The following is a 19,817-nucleotide window of genomic DNA, read 5'->3' as shown; positions in this document are numbered from 1 at the left end:
GTGTGGCCGCCAACCCCCTCGCCGGGGGCAACACCGGTGGCCCGGCAAAGCCGGTTCCACGGTGTTCCTGGCGCAAACGGGAGCCAATGACATGGGCGCGAACCTGATCGTCGAAAACCTGAGCATCCGTGCCGGCACCGCCACGCTGGTCGACAACCTGAGCTTCTCGGTGCAGCCCGGCGAGGTGCTGGCGCTGATCGGCGAGTCGGGCTCCGGCAAGACCACCACCGCGCTCGCGCTGATGGGCCATGCGCGCCACGGCTGCAGCATCTCGGCCGGGCGGGTGCGCATCGGCGACACGGACGTGTTGGCGCTCGATGCCCGCGCGCAGCGCGCGCTGCGCGGGCGCACCGTCGCCTACATCGCGCAGAGCGCGGCGGCCTCCTTCAACCCCTCGCGAACGATCATGGACCAGGTGGTGGAGCCGACCGTGATCCACGGCCTGTGCAGGCGCGCCGAGGCCGAGGCGAAGGCGGTGCAGCTCTTCCGCGAGCTGGCGCTGCCCGATCCGGAAGGCATCGGCTCGCGCTATCCGCACCAGGTCTCGGGCGGACAGCTGCAGCGGCTGATGGCGGCGATGGCGCTGATCGCCGACCCCGACCTGGTGATCCTCGACGAGCCGACCACCGCGCTCGACGTGACCACGCAGATCGAGGTGCTGCGCGCCTTCCGCCGCGTGGTGCGCGAGCGCCGCGCCACCGCGGTGTACGTGAGCCACGACCTCGCGGTGGTGGCGCAGATGGCCGACCACATCCTGGTGCTGCGCAACGGCGGCATGCGCGAGATGAACGCGACCGGCCGGATCCTCGCCGCGCCGGCCGACGACTACACGAAGAGCCTGCTGGCCGCCGCGCGGCCGGCGCCGCGCGCATCGGGCGCCGCGCCGGACGACGGCCGCGAGCTGCTGCTCGAGGTGCGCCAGCTGTCGGCCGGCTACGGCCCGGTGGACGCGCAGGGACGGCCCGCCAAGCCGATCCTGCAGGACATCGACCTGAAGCTGTATCGCGGCCAGGCCATCGGCGTGATCGGCGAATCGGGCTCGGGCAAGACCACGCTGGCGCGCGCGGTGGCGGGGCTGCTGAAGCCCAGCAGCGGCAGCGTGCTGTTCCACGGCCGCGAACTGAAGCCGACGCTGCAGCAGCGCGAGCGCGACGAGCTGCGGCGCATCCAGATCGTGTTCCAGATGGCCGACACGGCGCTGAACCCCTCGCAGACCATCGAGCGCATCCTGGCGCGGCCGCTGGAGTTCTACAAGGGCCTGCGCGGCGAGCCGCTGCGGCGGCGCATCCGCGAGCTGCTCGACCTGGTGAAGCTGCCGCAGACCGTGGCCGGGCGCCTGCCGGGCGGCCTCTCGGGCGGGCAGAAGCAGCGCGTGAACCTCGCGCGCGCGCTCGCGGCCGAGCCCGACCTGATCCTGTGCGACGAGGTGACCTCCGCGCTCGACACCGTGGTGGGCGCCGCGGTGCTCGACCTGATGGCGGAGCTGCGGCGCGAGCTGGGCGTGTCGTACCTCTTCATCAGCCATGACCTGCACACGGTGCGCGCGGTGTGCGATGAGATCGTGGTGATGCAGCACGGCCGCAAGCTCGCGCAGGTGGCGCGCGCCGACTACGACCGCGGCCCGCACCACCCCTACTACGAGCTGCTCGCGCGCTCGGTGCCCGAGCTGCGCCAGGGCTGGCTCGACGACGTTGACAGAGCGGCTGCCGCCGCCATCGCATCATGAGAAAGACCGAGATGACACCCACATTCCGCATCGCCGTGATTCCCGGCGACGGCATCGGCAAGGAAGTGATGCCCGAGGGCCTGCGCGTGGTGCAGGCCGCCGCGGCACGCTTCGGCTTCGAGCTCGACTGCCGCGTCTTCGACTGGGCCAGCGCCGACTACTACGCGGCGCACGGCCAGATGATGCCGGACGACTGGAAGGAGCAGCTCAAGGGCGTCGACGCGCTGTACTTCGGCGCCGTCGGCTGGCCGGCGACCGTGCCCGACCACGTGTCGCTCTGGGGTTCGCTGCTGAAGTTCCGCCGCGAGTTCGACCAGTACATCAACCTGCGCCCGGTGCGCCTGTTCGAGGGCGTGCCCTGCCCGCTGGCCGGGCGCAACCCGGGCGACATCGACTACCTCGTGGTGCGCGAGAACACCGAGGGCGAATACACCTCGCTCGGCGGCGTGATGTACGCGGGCACCGAGCGCGAGATCGTGATCCAGGAGTCGGTGTTCTCGCGCCACGGCACCGACCGCGTGCTGCGCTTCGCCTACGAGGCCGCGCGCGCACGCAAGCGCCGGCACCTGACGGTGGCCACCAAGAGCAACGGCATCGCGATCAGCATGCCCTGGTGGGACGCGCGCGCCGACGCGATCGGCCTCGACTACCCCGAGGTGACGGCGGACAAGCAGCACATCGACATCCTGTCGGCGCGCTTCGTGCTGCAGCCCACGCGCCTCGACGTGGTGGTGGCGAGCAACCTGTTCGGCGACATCCTCTCCGACCTCGGGCCCGCGACCACCGGCACCATCGGCCTCGCGCCCTCGGCCAACCTGAACCCGGAACGCAGGTTCCCGTCGCTTTTCGAGCCGGTGCACGGCTCGGCGCCCGACATCTACGGCCAGAACATCGCCAACCCCATCGCGATGATCTGGTCGGGCGCGCTGATGCTGGATTTCCTGACGCAGGGCCAGGGCGCCGGCCGCGCGGCGCACGACGCCATCCTGGGCGCGATAGAGGCGGTGCTGCGCGAAGGTCCGCACACGCGCGACCTCGGCGGCTCGGCGAACACCACCGAGGTGGGCATCGCCATCGCCGAGCGCGTTTCGGCGCCATGAACTGAAGAAGGATCCCCAGACCATGACACTCGAACTGCAACACCAGGACCTGATGCCCGGGCGGCATCTCATCGGCGCCGAATGGCGCGAAGCCGGCGATGCGCGCCGCCTCGACGTCAGAGACCCCGCGACCGACACCGTCTTCGCGAGCGTGCCGGACGGCACCGCCGCCGACGCACGTGCCGCCACCGACGCGGCGCACGCCGCCTTTCCCGCATGGCGCGCCGTGCCGGCCAAGCAGCGCGCGCAGATCATCAAGCGCTGGAACGACCTCGTGATGGCGCACCAGGAAGACCTGGGCCGCCTCATCTCGCGCGAGCAGGGCAAGCCGCTGGCCGAGGGCCGAGGCGAGGTCGCCTACGCGGCCAGCTACATCGAATGGTTCGCCGAGGAAGCCACGCGCGCCAACGGCGAGATCATTCCCGCGCCGGTGACCGGCCGGCGCATGCTCGCGCTGCGCGAGCCCGTGGGCGTGGTCGCCGCGATCACGCCGTGGAACTTCCCGGCCGCGATGATCGCGCGCAAGATCGCGCCGGCGCTGGCCGCCGGCTGCACGGTGGTGTGCAAGCCGGCCGAGGACACGCCGCTGACCTCGCTCGCGCTGGTGAAGCTGGCGCAGGACGCCGGCGTGCCGCCGGGCGTGCTCAACATCGTGACCGCCTCGCGCGAACGCACGCCCGAGGTGGTCGACGCATGGCTCGACGACCCGCGCGTGCGCAAGATCACCTTCACCGGCTCGACGCCCGTGGGCAAGCACCTCGCGCGCCGCTCGGCCGACACGCTGAAGAAGCTCTCGCTGGAGCTCGGCGGCAACGCGCCCTTCATCGTGTTCGACGACGCCGACATCGATGCGGCAGTGGAAGGCCTGATGGCGGCCAAGTTCCGCAACGGCGGCCAGACCTGCGTGTGCCCGAACCGCGTGTTCGTGCAGTCACGCGTGCACGATGCCTTCGTCGACAAGCTGGCCGCGCGGGTCGGCGCGCTGCGCGTGGGGCCTGCCAGCGACGAGTCCTCGCAGATCGGGCCGATGATCAACGCGCGCGCGGTCGACAAGATCGAGCGCCACGTGCGCGACGCCGTCTCCCGCGGCGCCCGCGTGGTGGTCGGCGGCAAGCGGCTGCGCGACGCGCGCTGCGACGGCCCCAACTACTACGCACCCACGGTGCTAGTGAATGCCGACTCGACCATGGAGTGCAGCTGCGAGGAGACCTTCGGTCCCGTGGTGCCGGTCACGCGCTTCGACAACGAGGCCGAGGTGGTCGCCGCGGCCGACGAGACGCCCTTCGGGCTCGCGGCGTATTTCTATTCGACGGACGTGAAGCGCATCTGGCGCGTGGCCGATGCGCTGGAGTCGGGCATCGTCGGCATCAACGAAGGCGCCCTGGCGGCCGAGGCGGCGCCCTTCGGCGGCGTGAAGGAGTCGGGCTACGGCCGCGAGGGCTCGGTGCATGGGCTGGAGGACTACATGCACATCAAGTCCGTGTGCCAGGGCGGGCTGGCCTGATCAGGCGCTGTTCCCGTGCCTCCGGGCACGGAACTCGCCCGGCGTCATCCCCTCGATCCGCCGGAAGTGCCGGTTGAAGTTCGAGATGTTGTTGAAGCCCACCTCGTAGCAGATGCTGCTCACGTGCTGGCGCGTGGAGGCCAGCAGCCGGCAGGCCTTGGCCACGCGCAGGCCGATCACGAAGTCGGTGAAGGTCTGCCCCGTGGCGCGGCGGAAGCTGCGCGAGAAGGCGTTCTCGCGCATGCCCACGAGCGCGCCCACTTCGGCCAGCGACAGCGCCTCCGCATAGTTCTCGCGGATGTGGTCGAGCGCCTTGTGGATGCGCAGCGCCTGCATGTCTTCGCCCAGGCCCTCGCCGGCCAGCGCCACGCCGGAGAGCACGCGATAGTCGCCCCACTGGGCCAGCTCGTTCAGCAGCGCGGTGAATTCGGAGAAGCGCGCGAGCCCCTGCAGCGTCTCGATGCGGCGCAGGCGCGCGAGCGTGCCCGCCTCCAGGCCGACGAACTGCACGCCCAGCCGGGCGCGGGCCAGCAGCGGCCCCGCGTCGGCGAGTTCCGGAAAGAGCGCCATGCCGCGCTTGAGCGGCTCGTCGCTGAAGCGCAGCACCAGTCCGCCCGAGCCAATGCCACCACTGCCACCGCAGCTGCCGCCCGGCAGCGCGCGATGCTCGAACGCGAGGCTGCGCGGCAGCCGCGGGCCCAGCAGCACGACGGTGCCGGGAGCGAAGCTGTGCGTCTCCTCGTCGGCGCCGATGCCGATGCGAAGGCGCGCGGGCACGGCGCCGATCAGGTGCAGTTCGTGATCGTGCAGGCAGCGTGCCGCGCCCGCCTGGGCCGAAGGCGCGGCGGCGGCCTCGCATCGGACCGTGGCGGAAAGCTCGCTCGCCTCGCCGCGGGCCTGTGCCGAAGCTGCCGGAGCTGCCGGTGCACGCCATGCGAGCGTGTCCATGCCGCGCGAAACATGCCGCCGCGCCGGCGCCGCGGGCAGCAGGGCCCTCGCATGGGCCTGGGTGGCAAGGGCCGATGTCATCGTGTTGAGCAAGACCAGGGTTCCTCCAGCAAATCTCCGATGGACAACGACGACCCGGAAGTCGTCAGCTTCGCCGCGCCGGCGCCGGCACCACCGTCTGCTGCTGGAACGCGGCGAGCAGCCTGTACTCCTCGCCGAGCTTGCGCGGGAGCGACAGATACACCGGCAGCAGCTGCCGGTAGAGCGCGGCGTTCTTGGCGTTGGGCGTGTGGCGATGGGTGGCGCCGACCATGCCCGCGACCGCGTCGAGCGAATCGACGTGGCCCAGCGCATACAGGCCGAGCACCGCGGCGCCGAGGCAGGAGCTCTCGAAGCTCTCGGGCACGACCACCTCGCGGTCGAACACGTCGGCCATCATCTGGCGCCACATGCCCGAGCGCGCGAAGCCGCCGGTGGCCTTGATGCGGGCGCTGCGCCCGGCGATGGATTCGACCGCCGGCAGGATGCTGTGCAGGTTGAAGATCACGCCCTCGAGCACCGCGCGGATCATGTGCTCCTTGCGGTGGTGGATGCCCAGCCCGAAGAAGGAGCCGCGCAGGTCGGCGTTCCAGTAGGGCGCGCGCTCGCCGGTGAGGAAGGGATGGAACACCAGCCCTTCGGAGCCGGCCGAGACGCGCTCGGCGATGCGCGTGAGCACCTCGTAGGTGTCGATGCCAAGGCGCTTGGCGGTCTCGGCTTCGGCCGACGCGAACTCGTCGCGCACCCAGCGCAGGATGATGCCGCCGTTGTTCACCGGGCCGCCCACCACCCAGCGCCGCTCGGCGAGCGCATAGCAGAAGGTGCGGCCCTCGGGGTCGGTCATGGGGTGGTCGACCACGGTTCGCATCGCGCCGCTGGTGCCGATGGTCACGGCCACCTCGCCGGGCGCCACCGCATTCACGCCGAGGTTGGAGAGCACGCCGTCGTTGGCGCCGACGACGAAGGGCGTGTCGCGCGACAGGCCCAGTCGCGCGGCCACGTCGGGCGCGAGGCCCTCGACGTGCCAGGTGGTCGGCACCGGCTGCGAGAGCTGATCGGCGCGCACGCCCGCGAGCGCGAGCGCGCCTTCGTCCCAGTCGAGCCGGCCGATGTCGAAGAGCCCCGTGGCCGAGGCGATCGAGTGGTCGACCTGCCACTGCCCGAAGAGCCGGAAGAACACGTACTCCTTGATGCCGACGAAGCGCGCGGCGCGCGAGAAAAGCTCGGCGCGCTCGTGGCGCAGCCACACCAACTTGGCCAGCGGCGACATCGGATGGATCGGCGTGCCCGTGCGGCGGTAGATCGCGAGGCCGTCCCATTCGTCGCGGATGCGCACGGCCCAGGCCGAGGCGCGGTGGTCGGCCCAGGTGATGCTGTTCGTGAGCGGCACGCCTGCGTCGTCGACCAGGATCAGGCTGTGCATCGCAGCGCTGAAGGACACGGCGAGCACGTCGGCGGGCGCGGCCTTGGCCTGCTTCACGCAGCTGGCGATCGCCGAGAGCACGGCCTCGAAGATCTGCTGCGGGTCCTGCTCGGCGGCGCCCGCCTCGGGCTGCAGCAGCGGGTATTCGGTCGCGTCGTGCGCCAGCACGCGCCCGGCGGGCGTGAAGGCCACGGCCTTCGTGCTGGTGGTTCCGATGTCGACGCCGATGACGATGCGACCCATGCTTTTCTCCTCAGACGACCATGCTCAGCAGCATGATGAAGACGATCGCCACGACCGAGATCAGCGTTTCCATCACGGTCCAGGTCTTGAAGGTCTCGGCCACGCTCATGTTGAAGTATTGCTTCACCAGCCAGAAGCCCGCGTCGTTGACGTGCGAGAGGATCAGCGAACCCGCGCCGGTGGCCAGCACCAGCAGCTCGCGGTTGACGCCCGGCACCATGGTCGCCAGCGGCGCGACGATGCCCGCGCCGGTGATGGTGGCAACCGTGGCCGAGCCGGTGGCGATGCGGATCAGCCCCGCCACCAGCCAGGCCAGGAGGATCGGCGAGACCTGCGCATGCAGCGCCATCTGCCCGATCGCGTTGCCCACGCCGCTGGCCACCAGCATCTGCTTGAAGCCGCCGCCCGCGCCGATGATCAGCACGATGGCCGCGGTGGGCGCGAGGCTGTCGTCGACGAACTTCATGATCTGCTTGGCCGTGAAGCCGCGCGCGGTGCCGAAGGTGTAGAGCGACAGCAGCAGCGCCGCCAGCAGCGCGGTGATCGGGTGGCCGATGAAGTCCATCCACTGGCGCACGATGTTCTTCTCGTCGAGCGCCACGTCGGCGAAGGTCTTCAGCAGCATCAGCGCCACCGGCAGCAGCACGGTAATGAGCGTGATGCCGAAGCCGGGCAGCTCGCGCGCCTCGGGTTCGCGCGCCAGCTGTTCCATCAGCTCGGGCGAGGCCTCGCCGGGCACGTACTTCGAGATGAACTTGCCGAAGATCGGGCCCGCGATCATCGCGGTGGGCAGGCCGACGATCAGGCCGTAGAAGATGGTCTTGCCGATGTCGGCGCCGAACACGCCGATGGCCAGGAGCGGCCCCGGATGCGGCGGCACCAGGCCGTGCACCACCGACAGGCCCGCCAGCAGCGGAATGCCGATGCGGATGAGCGACACGCCGGTGCGCCGCGCCACGATGAACACCAGCGGAATCAGCAGCACGAAGCCGATCTCGAAGAACAGCGGAATGCCCACCAGGAAGGCCGCGAACATCATCGCCCAGTGCACGCGCTCGCGGCCGAAGGCGTCGATCAGCGTGCGCGCGATGCGGTCGGCGCCGCCCGACTCCGCCATCATCTTGCCGAGCATGGTGCCCAGGCCGAGCACGATGCCCACGAAGCCCAGCACGCCGCCGAAGCCGTCCTGGAAGGACTTCATCACCTTGTCCACCGGCATGCCCGAGGTCAGGCCCAGGAAGCCGGCGGCCAGCGTCAGCGCGATGAAGGGGTGCACGCGCCAGCGCGTGATCAGAAGGATCAGCCCGAGGATCGCCACGAGGGCGTCGACGAGCAGGAAGATCTCTTGGCTCATTCCGAACATGGGTTGTCTCCTGGATCCGGGCCTCGCCTGCAAGGCGCGAAGGTAACCCGGCGGGTGGGACGGCAGTCTGGATAGCGCTGTCCCGCACAATTCAAAAAAAGCCAGCTCCGGTGCGCGCTCGGGTTTTTCCGAATCGGGCACGGGCTGGGATAGCGCTATCCTAGGACAGCGCTATCCAAAGCTGGATTGGTATTAACCCTGAGAAACGACCGAACATGGCCGACGCCCCTGAACGCCCGCGCTCCCGCTCTTCCAGCCACGTCACGCTCGACGACGTGGCGCGCGCCTGCGGTGTGAGCCCGATCACGGTGTCGCGGGCGCTGCGGGGCGCGCGCAACGTGGCGCCCGAGCTGCAGGTCCGCGTACAGGCGGCGGCGGACCAGCTGGGCTACGTGCCCAACGTGGCGGCGCGCGCGCTGGCCTCGGCGCGCAGCTCGCACGTGGCGGTGCTGATTCCCTCGCTGACCAACCAGCTCTTCGTGGAGCTGCTCGAGGCGGTGCAGGACGCGCTGTCGCCGCACGGCTTCCAGTCGCTCATCGGCGTGACGCACTACGACCCGAAGCAGGAAGAGGCGCTGCTGCGCAGCTACCTCTCGCAGCGGCCGGCGGGCGTGCTGCTGACGGGCTTCGACCGAAGCGCCGCCGCCGTGCAGATGCTCGAGCGCAGCAACGCGCCCTGCGTGTACCTGATGGAAACCTCGGCCGATGCGGGCGTGCACAGCGTGGGCTTCTCGCAGCGCGACGCGGGCCGCGCCATCGTGCAGCACCTGCTGCAAGGCGGCCGCCGGCGCATCGCCTATGCCGCGGGCCAGCTCGATCCGCGCGTGATGATGCGCCTGGAAGGCTATCGCGACGCGCTGCGCGCGGCCGGCTGCCACGACCCGGCGCTCGAGCTGCTGGTGCCGGGCCCGACCTCCATGGCGCTGGGCGGCCGCCAGTTCGAGGACCTGCTCGCGCGCCACCCCGACGTGGACGCCATCTTCTACTGCAACGACGACCTCGCCCAGGGCGCGCTGCTGGCCGCGCTGCGCACCGGAGTTTCGGTGCCGCAGCGCGTGGCGATCGCCGGCTTCAACGATCTGGGCGGCAGCGACCAGATGCTGCCGCCGCTGACCACCGTGCGCACGCCGCGCCGCGAGATCGGCGAACGCGCGGCCTCCATGCTGCTGGCGCTGATGCGCGGCGAGACGGTGGCCGAGCGCACCGTGGACCTGGGCTTCGAGCTGGTGGTGCGGCACAGCAGCTGAGGCGATGCGCAGCGGGCTCACGCACTGTCCGCATGCGCCTCGACCTGCATGAGCTCCACGATGGCCTGCATCAGCGTGGCCGCGCTGACCGGCTTGAAGAGCACCGGCACGCCCCACTCGCGCACGCGCTGCAGGCGCTCGGGCGCGGTCTCGCCGGTGATCAGCAGCATCGGCGCATCGAGCCGGAAGCGCTCACGCAGCCGCAGCCCGACCTGCAGGCCCTCGGCACCTTCGCCCAGGCGGTAGTCGCACATCAGCAATGCCACGGGGTTCAGTTCCGCGTCGGGCTGCATGAGCACCTCCACGGCCTCGGCCTCGCCGGCCACGGCCACCACCTCGATGCCGTAGGCGCGCATGAGCTCGGTCATCGCTTCGCGGATGTCTTCCTCGTCGTCGATCAGCAGCACGCGCCCGCCGAGCTCCGGCACCTGGAAGAAGTGGCGCACGGGCGATTCGAGTTCCTGCAGCGGAAGGCTGTCCTGCGACGCATCGGTGGGCTCGGCCAGCGTCACGGCGAGGCGAAAGCGCGTGCCGCGTCCGGGGCGCGAGCGCAGCTCGACCGCATGGCCGAGCAGGCGGCCGAGGCGCCGCACGATCGACAGGCCGATGCCCAGGCCGCGCGAGCGGTCGCGCCCCGGGTTGTTCACCTGGTAGAACTCCTCGAAGATCCGGTCCGCCTGTTCCGGCGCGATGCCGATGCCGGTGTCGCGCACTTCGATCCACACCTGCTCGCCGCGCCTGCGCGCGACCACCGTCACGCCGCCGTGGCGCGTGTACTTCAGGGCGTTGTCGACGAGGTTGGAGAGCATGCGGTAAAGCAGCTGCGGATCGCTGCGCACCCACAGGCCGCTGGCGCGCACGCGCAGCTGCAGCCTCTTGCGCTCGGCCAGCACCGAGAAGGTGTTGTGCAGCGGCAGGAACAGCTCGTCGAGTTCCAGCGCGTGCGGCATGGGCTGGACCACGCCCGCGTCGAGGCGCGAGATGTCGAGCATGGTGTCCAGCGAGGCGCCGAGCGCGTCGACCGCGCGCATCAGCCGCTCGACGTTCCTGACCTCGGGGCGATGGCGCAGCGTGTTGCCCAAGGCGGCGCCGAAGAGCGCAATGGCATGCATCGGCTGGCGCAGGTCGTGGCTGGCCGCGGCCAGGAAGTGGGTCTTCTCGGCGCTCGCGCGCTCGGTGGCGGCGATCTGCTCGCGCAGCTGGGCCGCGAGGGCTTCGTTCTCGAACTGCAGGATCAGCGATGCCGTGAGCCGTTTGTTCTGCTTGACGCCCTCGCTCAGCGTCAGCACCAGGTTGACGAAAGCGAAGCCGGCCAGGAACCAGTTGAGCGCGCCGCCGTACCAGGCCAGCGAGACGATCAGCCCGCTCATCATCGGGATGCCGTAGCCGAACATCGCCCTCTTCAGCGGCCAGCGGGCCTGCACGGCGCGGGTCCAGCTGCCCATGATCACCACCGTCACGAGCGTGGTCAGCATCGGCTCCTGGATGCTGACCAGGAAGAGGCTGCTGGGCGCGGTGACGGTGCTGATGACGGTGACGATGCGGGTGTACTTCCGCTCCCAACAAGGCGTCTCGGACAGCGGCACCGCCGGCGTCCAGCGCGGCGTGATCATCGCGTAGAGGTCCACCAGCACGATCACCGTGATCAGCGCGACGATCAGCAGCCTGAAATCCGGGTTCACGTAGAAGTAGCCGAAGCAGCCGATCACGATGGCGAAGCCCATGTGCGCGGCAATGGCCGTGGTGTTGCCCGCGTACACGGAGGCCACGTGCTCGCGCAGCACGCGCATCTCGAGCGTGGCGTCGACGGGCAGGCGCCCGGGGGTCTGGTCGTTCATTGCCTCTGTCTCCCTGCGGGGTCTTGCGCGAGCCCCGTTTTCTCGCCTGCCGCGGCGGGACTCAGCGCAGGCTGCTGATCAGCTGCGCGCGCGAGCGCATCCCGAACTGCAGCAGGATGCCGGCGACGTAGTTCTTCACCGTGCCCTCGCTGATCTCGGCGAGCAGCGCGATCTCGTTGTTGCTCTTTCCTTCCAGCAGCCAGTTGAGCACCTGCAGCTGCCGCTTCGTCAGCTTGTGGCGGGCATTGCTGGACGAGGGCTGCGCAACGTCCACGGCCGCCGGCGCTGGGAAGGCCGGGTAGTTCACGGCGTCGCCGCCCAGCAGCCCGCAGGCGCGGATGAAGCTCACGACTTCCCTGAGCGTCGCGGACTTCGGCAGGAAGGCGAAGGCGCCCAGCGTCATCGCGCCCTGCGCCAGCGTGTCCTGCGCGAGCGAAGTGGTGCCTGTACCCGAAAGCACCACGATGCGCGCGGCGGGATGGCGCGAGCGGAATTCCATCAGGCCGCTCAGGCCCTGCGTGTCGGGCAGCGCGAGGTCCAGCAGCACCAGCTCGATCGCGTCCTGGTTGTCCTCGTAGACGGCCAGCGCCTGCGCGAGGTCGCCCGCCTCGAGCACCTCGATGGGCGTCGCCGACACGTTGGCCTGCAGCAGCGCGCACACGCCCATCCTCACGAGGTCGTGGTCGTCCACGACCAGGATGGCGCGCGGCCTCGCGGGATCCCGCGCCGCCTCGGGAATCGGAGATGAGGTCCTGTCGGTCGCTGTCATGGCCGGATGCTATGGGCCGGCCGAACCACCCCGTAAGTGCCCAAAGTCATGTTCGCCGTCAGAATGGCGGGCATGGAATCCCTGATCGAACAACTCTCCGGCTCGGTGGCTTCGGCCAGGACGCTGGAGGACCTGACCCGCCCGATGCTCGAGATGCTCGAGGCGGTGACCGGACTGGAATCGACCTACCTCACCACCATCGATCTCGACAAGGGGCAGCAGCACATCCTCTTCTCGCGCAACGTGCGGCAGCTGAGCATCCCCGAGGGCCTCACGGTGCCCTGGTCCGACACCCTGTGCAAGCGCGCCATGGAAGAAGGCCGCACCTACACCGGCGACGTCGCGAGCTGCTGGGGCGACTCCGGCGCCGCGCGGGAACTCGGCATCCAGACCTACGTGAGCACGCCGGTCAAGACCGAGAGCGGCGGCCTGTTCGGCACCCTCTGCGCCGCCAGCGCCGAGCAGCATCCGCTGGCGCCGCACGCCGAGCCTGTGCTGCAGCTGTTCGCGCGGCTGATCGGCCAGCAAGTCGAGCGCGAGCTGCTCTACCGCAAGCTCGAGAAGGCCCACGCGGAGCTGGTCACCCTCGCCGCCACCGACGCGCTCACCGGCCTGCCCAACCGCCGCTCGCTCATCGACGGCCTGCGCCGGCTGCTCGCGCAGGCCCAGCGCGACGAGCGCAGCGTGCTGGTGGGCTTCATCGACATGGACGGCTTCAAGAAGATCAACGACACGCACGGCCACGACGTGGGCGACGAGTTCCTCGTGGCCATGGCCGGGCGGATGTCGGCCTCGCTGCGTGCCGGCGAACTGCTGGCGCGCAGCGGCGGCGACGAGTTCGTGGTGATAGGCGCCGGCCCCGCGATCGGCGGGGCGACGACCGCGGCGGCGCGGGCGCTTGCCGACCGGCTGAGCGAATGCACCGCCGGCGAGCTGCGCCTGAAGGGCGCCACGCTGGCCTACGCCGGCGCCAGCGTCGGCGTGGTGGCGGTCGACCCGCGCGCCACCACCGCCGCGCAGGCGCTGCGCCAGGCCGACGAGGCCATGTACGCGGTCAAGCGCAGCCGGCGCGGCATGCAGCATCGCGCCAGCGAAGCCGTTTCGGGCTGAGCCGCGCTGAATCGCGCTGAGCGGCCCTGAACCGGAAAACAGGCGCCCGCGGCGGCGCCTGTGCTCGTCCCCGATGCAGCGGGACTGAAGCTCCCCCAAAAAAACAAATCCGATCGCCTCTGCGCGACGTACAGGCTTCTCGACCGGCAAGGTTCGGGGCCTGGGTCGTCCCCGAATTCATACAGTCGGGTCCGTCAAAGACAGTCCTTTCGTACTAATTAGTTCACATTCATTGTCAATGGTTAACTGATCCAAGAAAATGCCTCGGCATGGAAACTGGTGCGACGTATATCGACTATTACGAAAAGAAATCCTGCAGCGCGCAATGGTTGGAATTCAACCGCGGCATGGCCGCCGAGTTGAGCGCCGGATTGCCTCCGGAGGACCTGAGGCAGCTTTTCTTTCGCATCGGCCAGCGTCTCGCGCATGCCCTGCCGATCGCGCCGTGCAGCACGCTCGATGAACTGCAGGACCAGTTCAACGCCCGGTGGGACGGCATCGACTGGGGCTTCACCGTGCTGAACGAGGAGGCCGACGGCGTCGCCATCACCCACGCCTGCAGCCCGGTCGCCGCCGCCTTCGGCCCCGAATCGACCGACTGGAGCGTGGGCTTCTTCGAAGGCGCCTACCAGACCTGGTTCGAGGCGCAGCGCATGCCGACGACGCTGCGCGTGCAGGCATTGCCGCCCAGGGCCGAGACCGGCCCGCACATCGACCTGCGACTGTCGAGGGTCGGCGCATGAGTTCGGAAGAACACCTGCCCGAAGACATTGCCGGCCTGTTCGGCAAGTTCGGCGGCAACGGCACCGGCTACAGGGAATTCGCGCCCCCCGACGCCGAGGCGCCGCGCGCGTGGCCGCTGCTGTCGGGCGAGAAGATCGTCCATTCGCCGGCGGTCGCCGCGCCCCAGCCCGCGCCGGTGCCCGCATCCGTTCCGGTCGGGGCTGCGATGCCCTCGCCCGCACCGGCTCCGGTTCCCGCACCGGCCTCGCTCCCGGTCTTCGCGCCCCCGCCCCCCGCCGCGTTCGCGCCCGAGCCCCCGCCGGCTCCGGCCGCCGTGGCGATGCCTTCGGCCGGCGCCGGCTCCGGCCCGGGTTCCGCGCCGACGCCGCTGGAGCAACTGTTTGCGCGCCTGGCAGGTCCGCAAAGGCCGGCCGCGGCGCCGGGTCCCATGTCACGCTGGCGAAGGCCGACGTGACGATGGTCGTCATCCCCGTCATTTCCTCCAAGGGTGGCGTAGGCAAGACCACGATTGCCGCGAATCTCTGCACTGCCCTCGCGCAGCGCGGCCGGCAGGTGCTCGCGATCGACCTCGATCCGCAGAACGCCCTGCGCTTCCACATCGCCAATGAACCGCAGGCCTGCGACAGCGGCCTGGTGGAAGCCGCCACCGGGCTGATCCCGTGGGCCCACGCGATCCGCCCGGCCAGCGGCGGCGCGATGCTGCTGCCCTTCGGCGAGGTCGACGACGAACGCCAGGTCTCGTTCGAGCAGCAGCTGGCGCGCCACCCGGGCTGGCTGGCCGAGACGCTGCAGCGCTTCGGGCTGCCCGAGGGCACGCTGGTGCTGCTCGACACGCCGCCCGGCGCCTCGGTCTACCTGCAGCAGGCGCTGCGCGCCGCGCATTTCGGCGTCGTCACGGTGCTGGCGGACGCCGGCTCCTTCGCCACGCTGCCGATCGTCGAACGCATGATCGGCAAGTACGCCACCCCGCGCGCCGACTACCTCGGCACCGGCTACGTGGTGAACCAGATCGACCCGGGCAAGCGGCTGAACAACGACGTCTTCGAGATGCTGCGCCAGCGGCTGCGGCCCGAGCTGCTGGGCGTGCTCCACCTGGACCAGGCGGTTCCGGAGGCGCTGGCCTCGGCCCTGCCCGTGCAGCGCTACGCGCCGATGAGCCAGGCCGCGGAAGACTTCTCCTCCTGCGCCGACCGGGTGCTCGAGCGCATCGAGACCGCCCGGCAGGCCGCTGCCTTTCCCTCCCTGCGGACCATGGAACCGAACCGATGAAAAGCGCCCCGTCCGCTCCCCTGCAGCAACCCGAGCCGCGGCCCGCCCCGGCCATCCTGCGGCTGCTGCCGGTGCGCATCCTTGGCTGGATCGCCGTGCTGGCGACGCTGCCGGCGCTGATCATCGCGCCCATGAGCTTCGAGCAGCAGATCGCGCTGTCGGTGGGCATATTCCTGGCCGCCCTCGTCACCAACCGGTTTCGCGGTCGCTTCGCCGGCCTGGTGCTGATCTTCCTGTCGGTCGTCGTGTCCTCGCGCTACACCTACTGGCGCGTGACCGAGACCATGTTCATGGACAACCCGGTCGACTTCGTACTCGGCGTGGGCCTGCTGATGGCCGAGCTCTACGCCTTCGTGGTGCTGCTGCTGGGCTACGTGCAGACCGCCTGGCCGCTGGAGCGCAAGCCGGTGCCGCTGCCGGCGGACCCGGCCGAGTGGCCCACGGTCGACCTGTTCATTCCCACCTACAACGAGTCGCTGTCGGTGGTGCGCTCCACCGTGCTGGCCGCGCAGCTGATCGACTGGCCGCGCGACAAGCTCAAGATCTTCGTGCTCGACGACGGCCGCCGCGACGAATTCCGGGTGTTCTGCGAGCAGGTCGGCGTGACCCACGTCACGCGCGACAACAACCGCCACGCCAAGGCCGGCAACATCAACGCCGCGCTGAAGCACACCACGGGCGAGTTCGTCGCGATCTTCGACTGCGACCACATCCCCACGCGCTCGTTCATGCAGATCGCCATGGGCTGGTTCGGGCGCGACCCGAAGCTGGGCATGGTGCAGCTGCCCCACTACTTCTTCTCGGCCGACCCCTTCGAGCGCAACCTCGACACCTTCGGCACGGTGCCCAACGAGGGCGAGCTGTTCTACGGCCTGATCCAGGACGGCAACGACCTGTGGAACGCCACCTTCTTCTGCGGCTCCTGCGCGGTGCTGCGCCGGACCATCGTCGAGGAGGTGGGCGGCATCGCGGTGGAGACCGTGACGGAGGACGCCCACACCGCGCTGAAGATGCACCGACTGGGCTACACCACCGCCTACCTGGCGCTGCCGCAGGCGGCCGGTCTGGCCACCGAGAGCCTGTCGGGCCACGTGGGCCAGCGCATCCGCTGGGCGCGCGGCATGGCGCAGATCTTCCGCATCGACAACCCGCTGTTCGGACGCGGCCTGCACTGGGCGCAGCGCCTTTGCTACGTGAACGCGATGCTGCACTTCCTGTACGGCCTGCCGCGGCTCATCTACCTGACGGCGCCGCTGGCCTACCTGTATTTCGGCGCGAGCGTGATCCACGCGTCGGCGTCGATGATCTTCGCGTTCGCGCTGCCGCACATCCTGCACGCCAATCTCACCAACAGCCGCATCCAGGGGCGCTTCCGCTACCTGCTGTGGAACGAGGTCTACGAGGCGGTGCTGGCCTGGTACATCTTCCGCCCGACGCTGGTGGCGCTCATCAACCCCAAGCTGGGCAGCTTCAACGTGACGGCCAAGGGCGGCCTGATCCAGCAGGAGTATTTCGACAGCAGCATCGCCAAGGCCAGCCTGGTGCTGCTGGCGCTGAACTTCGTGGGCGTGTGCCTGGGGCTGTGGCGCCTGAGCTGGGTCGACCCGCAGAACATCGCCACCGTCTGGCTCAACCTGGCCTGGACGGTCTACAACATGATGATCCTGGGCGCCTGCGTGGCCGCCGCCAACGAGTCGCGCCAACTGCGCAGTTCGCACCGTGTGGAACTCAGCCTCCCGGCCACGCTGTACTTTGCGGACGGCCGCTCGCTTCGCTGCAACACCTTCGACTTCTCCAGCGGCGGGCTCGGCGTGGAGCTGCCGCAGGACATGAAGCTCGACGCGGAGACCCCGGTGGAGATCGCGCTCTACCGCAACGAACAGGAGTCGCGCTTCGCGGCGACGGTGCGCTTCAGCGGCGGCAGGCGGCTGGGCCTGCGCTTCGCGCCGATGAGCTTCGCGCAGGAGCGCGCGCTGGTGCAGTGCACGACCGCGCGCGCCGACATCTGGGCCGCGCGCTGGGGCAACCACCCGCGCGTGCCGATCCACCGCGTGCTCGGCCACATCATCAGCATCAGCGGCACCGGTTTCCGAGACATGTTCAGCCACTACTACCGTGCGGCCGCCTCGCGGCTGCGTCCCGTCAAAGCGAAGGAATCGACGTGATGTCCACCCTGTGCGCGCCTCGTCCCGACGCGCCTCTCGTCCGGGCGCCGTCGCGCGCCGCCACCGCCGTGGTGCTCGCCGCGGCCCTCGCCTGCGCCATGGGAGTCATCGGCGCCACGGACGCGGTCGCGCAGCCGGCCCCGGCCGCCCCGCCGGCGGCAGGCGGTGCGGCAGCCGCCGCCAGCGTGCGCGAGCTCAACCTCACGCAGCTGGGCATCGACTACGCCGTGCAGCTGCGCGGCATCAGCGGCACGATCGGCATCCCGTTCAACGTGCGCGCCGACGAGCTGGTCACGGCCGCGTCGTTCAAGCTGAACTATGCGTACTCGCCTTCGCTGATCCCGGAGCTTTCGCACCTGAAGGTCACGGTCAACGACGTGCTGGTGGCCACGCTGCCGGTGAACCGCGCCGATGCGGGCAAGCCGCAGACGGCCGAGATCCCTATCGACAGGCGCCTGATCACCGAGTTCAACCGCATCAACGTGCAGCTCGTGGGCCACTACACCCGCGAATGCGAGGACCCGGCCCACACCAGCCTGTGGGCGCACATCGACGCGTCGAGCGCGCTGAAGCTGACGGTGGCGCCGCTGAAGCTCGCGAACGACCTGGCCAAGCTGCCGCTGCCCTTCTTCGACCGCCGCGACGTGCAGCGCGCGCGCATTCCCTTCGTCTTCGGCACCGCCGCCGCAGGCCCGGTGCTCGAGGCGGCGGGCGTGGTGTCGTCGTGGTTCGGCGCGCTGGCCGACTACCGCGGCGCGACCTTCCCCGTGTCGGGCGGCGAGCTGCCCACGGGCCACGCGGTGGTGTTCGTCACGCCGGAGTCGAACATTCCCGGCCTCGCGCTGCCCGCGATCCAGGGGCCGGGCCTGGCCGTGGTCGACAACCCGCGCGACGCCGCCGGCAAGCTGCTGCTGGTGATGGGCCGCACGCCGGCCGACCTGCGCACGGCCGCCGCCGCGCTGACGCTCAACAGCCAGGCCTTCGCGGGCGCCGCGGCGCCGGTCACCGCCTTCCAGGAGCCGCCGGCGCGCAAGCCCTACGACGCGCCGCGCTGGGTGCCGAGCGATCGCCCGCTGCAGTTCGGCGAGCTGACGACGGCGGCCGATCTCTCGGTGTCGGGCTACAACCCCGACGTGGTCCGCGTGAACCTGCAGCTGCCGCCCGACCTGTTCACCTGGCGCAGCCGCGGCATTCCGCTCGATTTGAACTACCGCTACACGCCGCGCGTGCGGCCCGACCAGTCGACGCTGAACGTCAACGTCAACGAGAACTTCGTGGGCGGCCTGCCGCTGCGCTCGGCCAACCCGGCCGGCGACCGCTGGTGGAACCCGCTGGCCGTGAAGCTGATGCCCGACGGCACGCTGGCCGAACACAAGGAAGTGATCCTGCCGCCGCTGGCCATGGGCCCGCGCAGCCAGCTTCGCCTGCACTACTACTTCGAGCCGGTGGGCGGGCGCTGCGTGCCGCAGCTGGACAACGTGCGCGGCGCGATCGACCCGACCTCCACCATCGACGTGTCGGGCTTCCCGCACTTCATCGCCATGCCCGAGCTCGCGGCCTATGCCAACGGCGGCTTCCCGTTCTCGCGCATGGCCGACCTGTCGGAAACCGCGGTGATCCTGCCCGCGCAGCCCGACAGCGCCGACACCGAGACCTACCTGGGCCTGCTCGGCCAGATCGGCCGCTCCACCGGCTACCCGGCGCTGCGCGTGAAGGTGGGCACGCCGCAGGAGGCCGCGCAGCTCGCCGACAAGGACCTGCTGGTGATCGGCAACCTGCAGAGCCAGCCGCTCTTCACGCAGTGGGCCGACAGGATGCCGCTCAAGCGCAACGGCGCCGCGCCCGAGATCAAGCTCGGCAGCTGGATCGACAACACCATCGACTTCGTGATCGGCGCGCGCACGCGCGAGGACCTGCCGGGCTCGATGCAGATCGGCATCAGCGGCGACGGCCGCGACGCCGTGCTCGCGGGCTTCGAGTCGCCGCTGCGCGGCGGCCGCAGCGTGGTGGCCGCCATCACCGGCCCCGACTCGAAGGAGGCGCTGCTCAACACGCTGATGACGCCCGAGCTGCTGCGGCGCGTGCAGGGCAGCATGACGATCATGCGCGACACGCAGGTCAACAGCGTGCTCGGCGGCGACACCTACTACGTCGGCCGCCTGCCGCCCGTCGCCTGGGTGCAGTGGACGCTGTCGCGCAGCCCGCTGATGCTGGCCGGGCTGGTGCTCGTGCTGGCGCTGCTGGGCGCGGCCGTGTCGTATGCCGGCCTGCAGCTGCGCGCGCGTCGCCGGCTGTCGGTGGGCAGCCCGAAGAACAAGTAGGCAGGCGA

The 19,817-nt window shown here is 70.3% G+C and carries 15 protein-coding genes; 10 read left to right on the top strand and 5 right to left on the bottom strand.

Going from position 1 to position 19,817, the window contains the following annotated elements; translation table 11 throughout:
• Window positions 1-91: 91 nt before the first annotated feature.
• From ACHMXA_RS05995 to ACHMXA_RS05985, 3 genes are read left to right on the top strand one after another with little or no spacing between them, the layout of a single operon-like run.
• The gene (locus tag ACHMXA_RS05995) at window positions 92-1,726 is read left to right on the top strand and encodes an ABC transporter ATP-binding protein (protein WP_395319304.1); all 1,635 of its coding nucleotides are present in this window, start codon (window positions 92-94) and stop codon (window positions 1,724-1,726) included.
• Between the two features lie 11 nt (window positions 1,727-1,737).
• Window positions 1,738-2,826, top strand: coding sequence for a tartrate dehydrogenase (locus ACHMXA_RS05990; protein ID WP_395319302.1), 1,089 nt, complete (start codon window positions 1,738-1,740; stop codon window positions 2,824-2,826).
• Between the two features lie 22 nt (window positions 2,827-2,848).
• The gene (locus ACHMXA_RS05985) at window positions 2,849-4,330 is read left to right on the top strand and encodes an NAD-dependent succinate-semialdehyde dehydrogenase (protein ID WP_395319300.1); all 1,482 of its coding nucleotides are present in this window, start codon (window positions 2,849-2,851) and stop codon (window positions 4,328-4,330) included.
• On the opposite strand, the gene ACHMXA_RS05980 is transcribed toward ACHMXA_RS05985, so the two are convergent.
• The 3 genes from ACHMXA_RS05980 to ACHMXA_RS05970 form a co-directional block, all read right to left on the bottom strand.
• Window positions 4,331-5,359, bottom strand: a complete 1,029-nt coding sequence (locus ACHMXA_RS05980) for a helix-turn-helix domain-containing protein (RefSeq protein WP_395319298.1) — start codon at window positions 5,357-5,359, stop codon at window positions 4,331-4,333.
• A gap of 64 nt (window positions 5,360-5,423) precedes the next feature.
• Window positions 5,424-6,983, bottom strand: coding sequence for a gluconokinase (gntK, locus tag ACHMXA_RS05975; RefSeq protein ID WP_395319296.1), 1,560 nt, complete (start codon window positions 6,981-6,983; stop codon window positions 5,424-5,426).
• 10 nt (window positions 6,984-6,993) lie between these two features.
• Window positions 6,994-8,346 carry a GntP family permease gene (locus ACHMXA_RS05970; RefSeq protein ID WP_395319294.1) on the bottom strand — a complete coding sequence of 451 codons (1,353 nt, stop codon included), beginning with the start codon at window positions 8,344-8,346 and terminating at the stop codon, window positions 6,994-6,996.
• Between the two features lie 215 nt (window positions 8,347-8,561).
• Here ACHMXA_RS05970 and ACHMXA_RS05965 point away from each other — a divergent pair, with 215 nt between their 5' ends.
• On the top strand, window positions 8,562-9,593 hold the full coding sequence (locus ACHMXA_RS05965; protein ID WP_395319292.1) for a LacI family DNA-binding transcriptional regulator: 1,032 nt from the start codon (window positions 8,562-8,564) through the stop codon (window positions 9,591-9,593).
• 17 nt (window positions 9,594-9,610) lie between these two features.
• Here the strand turns inward: ACHMXA_RS05965 and ACHMXA_RS05960 are convergent, their stop codons facing one another.
• Together ACHMXA_RS05960 and ACHMXA_RS05955 are read right to left on the bottom strand one after the other, a co-directional pair.
• Window positions 9,611-11,431: a hybrid sensor histidine kinase/response regulator gene (locus ACHMXA_RS05960; RefSeq protein ID WP_395319290.1), complete on the bottom strand. Its 1,821-nt coding sequence runs from the start codon at window positions 11,429-11,431 to the stop codon at window positions 9,611-9,613.
• A gap of 61 nt (window positions 11,432-11,492) precedes the next feature.
• Window positions 11,493-12,200: a response regulator gene (locus tag ACHMXA_RS05955; RefSeq protein ID WP_395319288.1), complete on the bottom strand. Its 708-nt coding sequence runs from the start codon at window positions 12,198-12,200 to the stop codon at window positions 11,493-11,495.
• A 72-nt stretch (window positions 12,201-12,272) separates the two neighbouring features.
• Between ACHMXA_RS05955 and ACHMXA_RS05950 the strand changes: the two genes are divergently transcribed.
• The 6 genes from ACHMXA_RS05950 to bcsB all read left to right on the top strand — a co-directional run bounded on the left by ACHMXA_RS05950 (window position 12,273) and on the right by bcsB (window position 19,809).
• On the top strand, window positions 12,273-13,310 hold the full coding sequence (locus ACHMXA_RS05950; protein WP_395319286.1) for a diguanylate cyclase: 1,038 nt from the start codon (window positions 12,273-12,275) through the stop codon (window positions 13,308-13,310).
• A 269-nt stretch (window positions 13,311-13,579) separates the two neighbouring features.
• On the top strand, window positions 13,580-14,053 hold the full coding sequence (bcsD, locus tag ACHMXA_RS05945; RefSeq protein ID WP_395319284.1) for a cellulose biosynthesis protein BcsD: 474 nt from the start codon (window positions 13,580-13,582) through the stop codon (window positions 14,051-14,053).
• Window positions 14,050-14,508 (top strand): hypothetical protein, encoded by a 459-nt coding sequence (locus tag ACHMXA_RS05940; RefSeq protein ID WP_395319282.1) that lies wholly within the window; start codon window positions 14,050-14,052, stop codon window positions 14,506-14,508. The genes bcsD and ACHMXA_RS05940 overlap by 4 nt, the downstream gene beginning before the upstream one ends.
• A gap of 2 nt (window positions 14,509-14,510) precedes the next feature.
• Entirely contained in the window at window positions 14,511-15,323 is an 813-nt protein-coding gene (bcsQ, locus tag ACHMXA_RS05935; protein ID WP_395321232.1) for a cellulose biosynthesis protein BcsQ, read from the top strand.
• Window positions 15,320-17,488 carry a UDP-forming cellulose synthase catalytic subunit gene (gene bcsA, locus ACHMXA_RS05930; protein ID WP_395319280.1) on the top strand — a complete coding sequence of 723 codons (2,169 nt, stop codon included), beginning with the start codon at window positions 15,320-15,322 and terminating at the stop codon, window positions 17,486-17,488. Before bcsQ ends, bcsA begins: the two co-directional genes overlap by 4 nt.
• On the top strand, window positions 17,488-19,809 hold the full coding sequence (bcsB, locus tag ACHMXA_RS05925) for a cellulose biosynthesis cyclic di-GMP-binding regulatory protein BcsB (RefSeq protein WP_395319278.1): 2,322 nt from the start codon (window positions 17,488-17,490) through the stop codon (window positions 19,807-19,809). The genes bcsA and bcsB overlap by 1 nt, the downstream gene beginning before the upstream one ends.
• Window positions 19,810-19,817 lie beyond the last annotated feature (8 nt).

This window comes from Variovorax sp. UC74_104 (assembly GCF_044055375.1).
In the GTDB taxonomy this organism is placed as follows: Bacteria; Pseudomonadota; Gammaproteobacteria; order Burkholderiales; family Burkholderiaceae_C; genus Variovorax.
This window is presented reverse-complemented; position numbering and strand designations above follow the sequence as displayed.

What these genes read in the sequence shown, in the direction of transcription:
- ACHMXA_RS05995 (WP_395319304.1), top strand. Translation starts at nt 92, where the DNA reads ATGGGCGCGAACCTGATCGTCGAAAACCTGAGCATCCGTGCCGGCACC.
- ACHMXA_RS05990 (WP_395319302.1), top strand. Translation starts at nt 1,738, where the DNA reads ATGACACCCACATTCCGCATCGCCGTGATTCCCGGCGACGGCATCGGC.
- ACHMXA_RS05985 (WP_395319300.1), top strand. Translation starts at nt 2,849, where the DNA reads ATGACACTCGAACTGCAACACCAGGACCTGATGCCCGGGCGGCATCTC.
- ACHMXA_RS05980 (WP_395319298.1), bottom strand. Translation starts at nt 5,359, where the DNA reads ATGACATCGGCCCTTGCCACCCAGGCCCATGCGAGGGCCCTGCTGCCC.
- gntK (WP_395319296.1), bottom strand. Translation starts at nt 6,983, where the DNA reads ATGGGTCGCATCGTCATCGGCGTCGACATCGGAACCACCAGCACGAAG.
- ACHMXA_RS05970 (WP_395319294.1), bottom strand. Translation starts at nt 8,346, where the DNA reads ATGTTCGGAATGAGCCAAGAGATCTTCCTGCTCGTCGACGCCCTCGTG.
- ACHMXA_RS05965 (WP_395319292.1), top strand. Translation starts at nt 8,562, where the DNA reads ATGGCCGACGCCCCTGAACGCCCGCGCTCCCGCTCTTCCAGCCACGTC.
- ACHMXA_RS05960 (WP_395319290.1), bottom strand. Translation starts at nt 11,431, where the DNA reads ATGAACGACCAGACCCCCGGGCGCCTGCCCGTCGACGCCACGCTCGAG.
- ACHMXA_RS05955 (WP_395319288.1), bottom strand. Translation starts at nt 12,200, where the DNA reads ATGACAGCGACCGACAGGACCTCATCTCCGATTCCCGAGGCGGCGCGG.
- ACHMXA_RS05950 (WP_395319286.1), top strand. Translation starts at nt 12,273, where the DNA reads ATGGAATCCCTGATCGAACAACTCTCCGGCTCGGTGGCTTCGGCCAGG.
- bcsD (WP_395319284.1), top strand. Translation starts at nt 13,580, where the DNA reads ATGGAAACTGGTGCGACGTATATCGACTATTACGAAAAGAAATCCTGC.
- ACHMXA_RS05940 (WP_395319282.1), top strand. Translation starts at nt 14,050, where the DNA reads ATGAGTTCGGAAGAACACCTGCCCGAAGACATTGCCGGCCTGTTCGGC.
- bcsQ (WP_395321232.1), top strand. Translation starts at nt 14,511, where the DNA reads ATGGTCGTCATCCCCGTCATTTCCTCCAAGGGTGGCGTAGGCAAGACC.
- bcsA (WP_395319280.1), top strand. Translation starts at nt 15,320, where the DNA reads ATGAAAAGCGCCCCGTCCGCTCCCCTGCAGCAACCCGAGCCGCGGCCC.
- bcsB (WP_395319278.1), top strand. Translation starts at nt 17,488, where the DNA reads ATGTCCACCCTGTGCGCGCCTCGTCCCGACGCGCCTCTCGTCCGGGCG.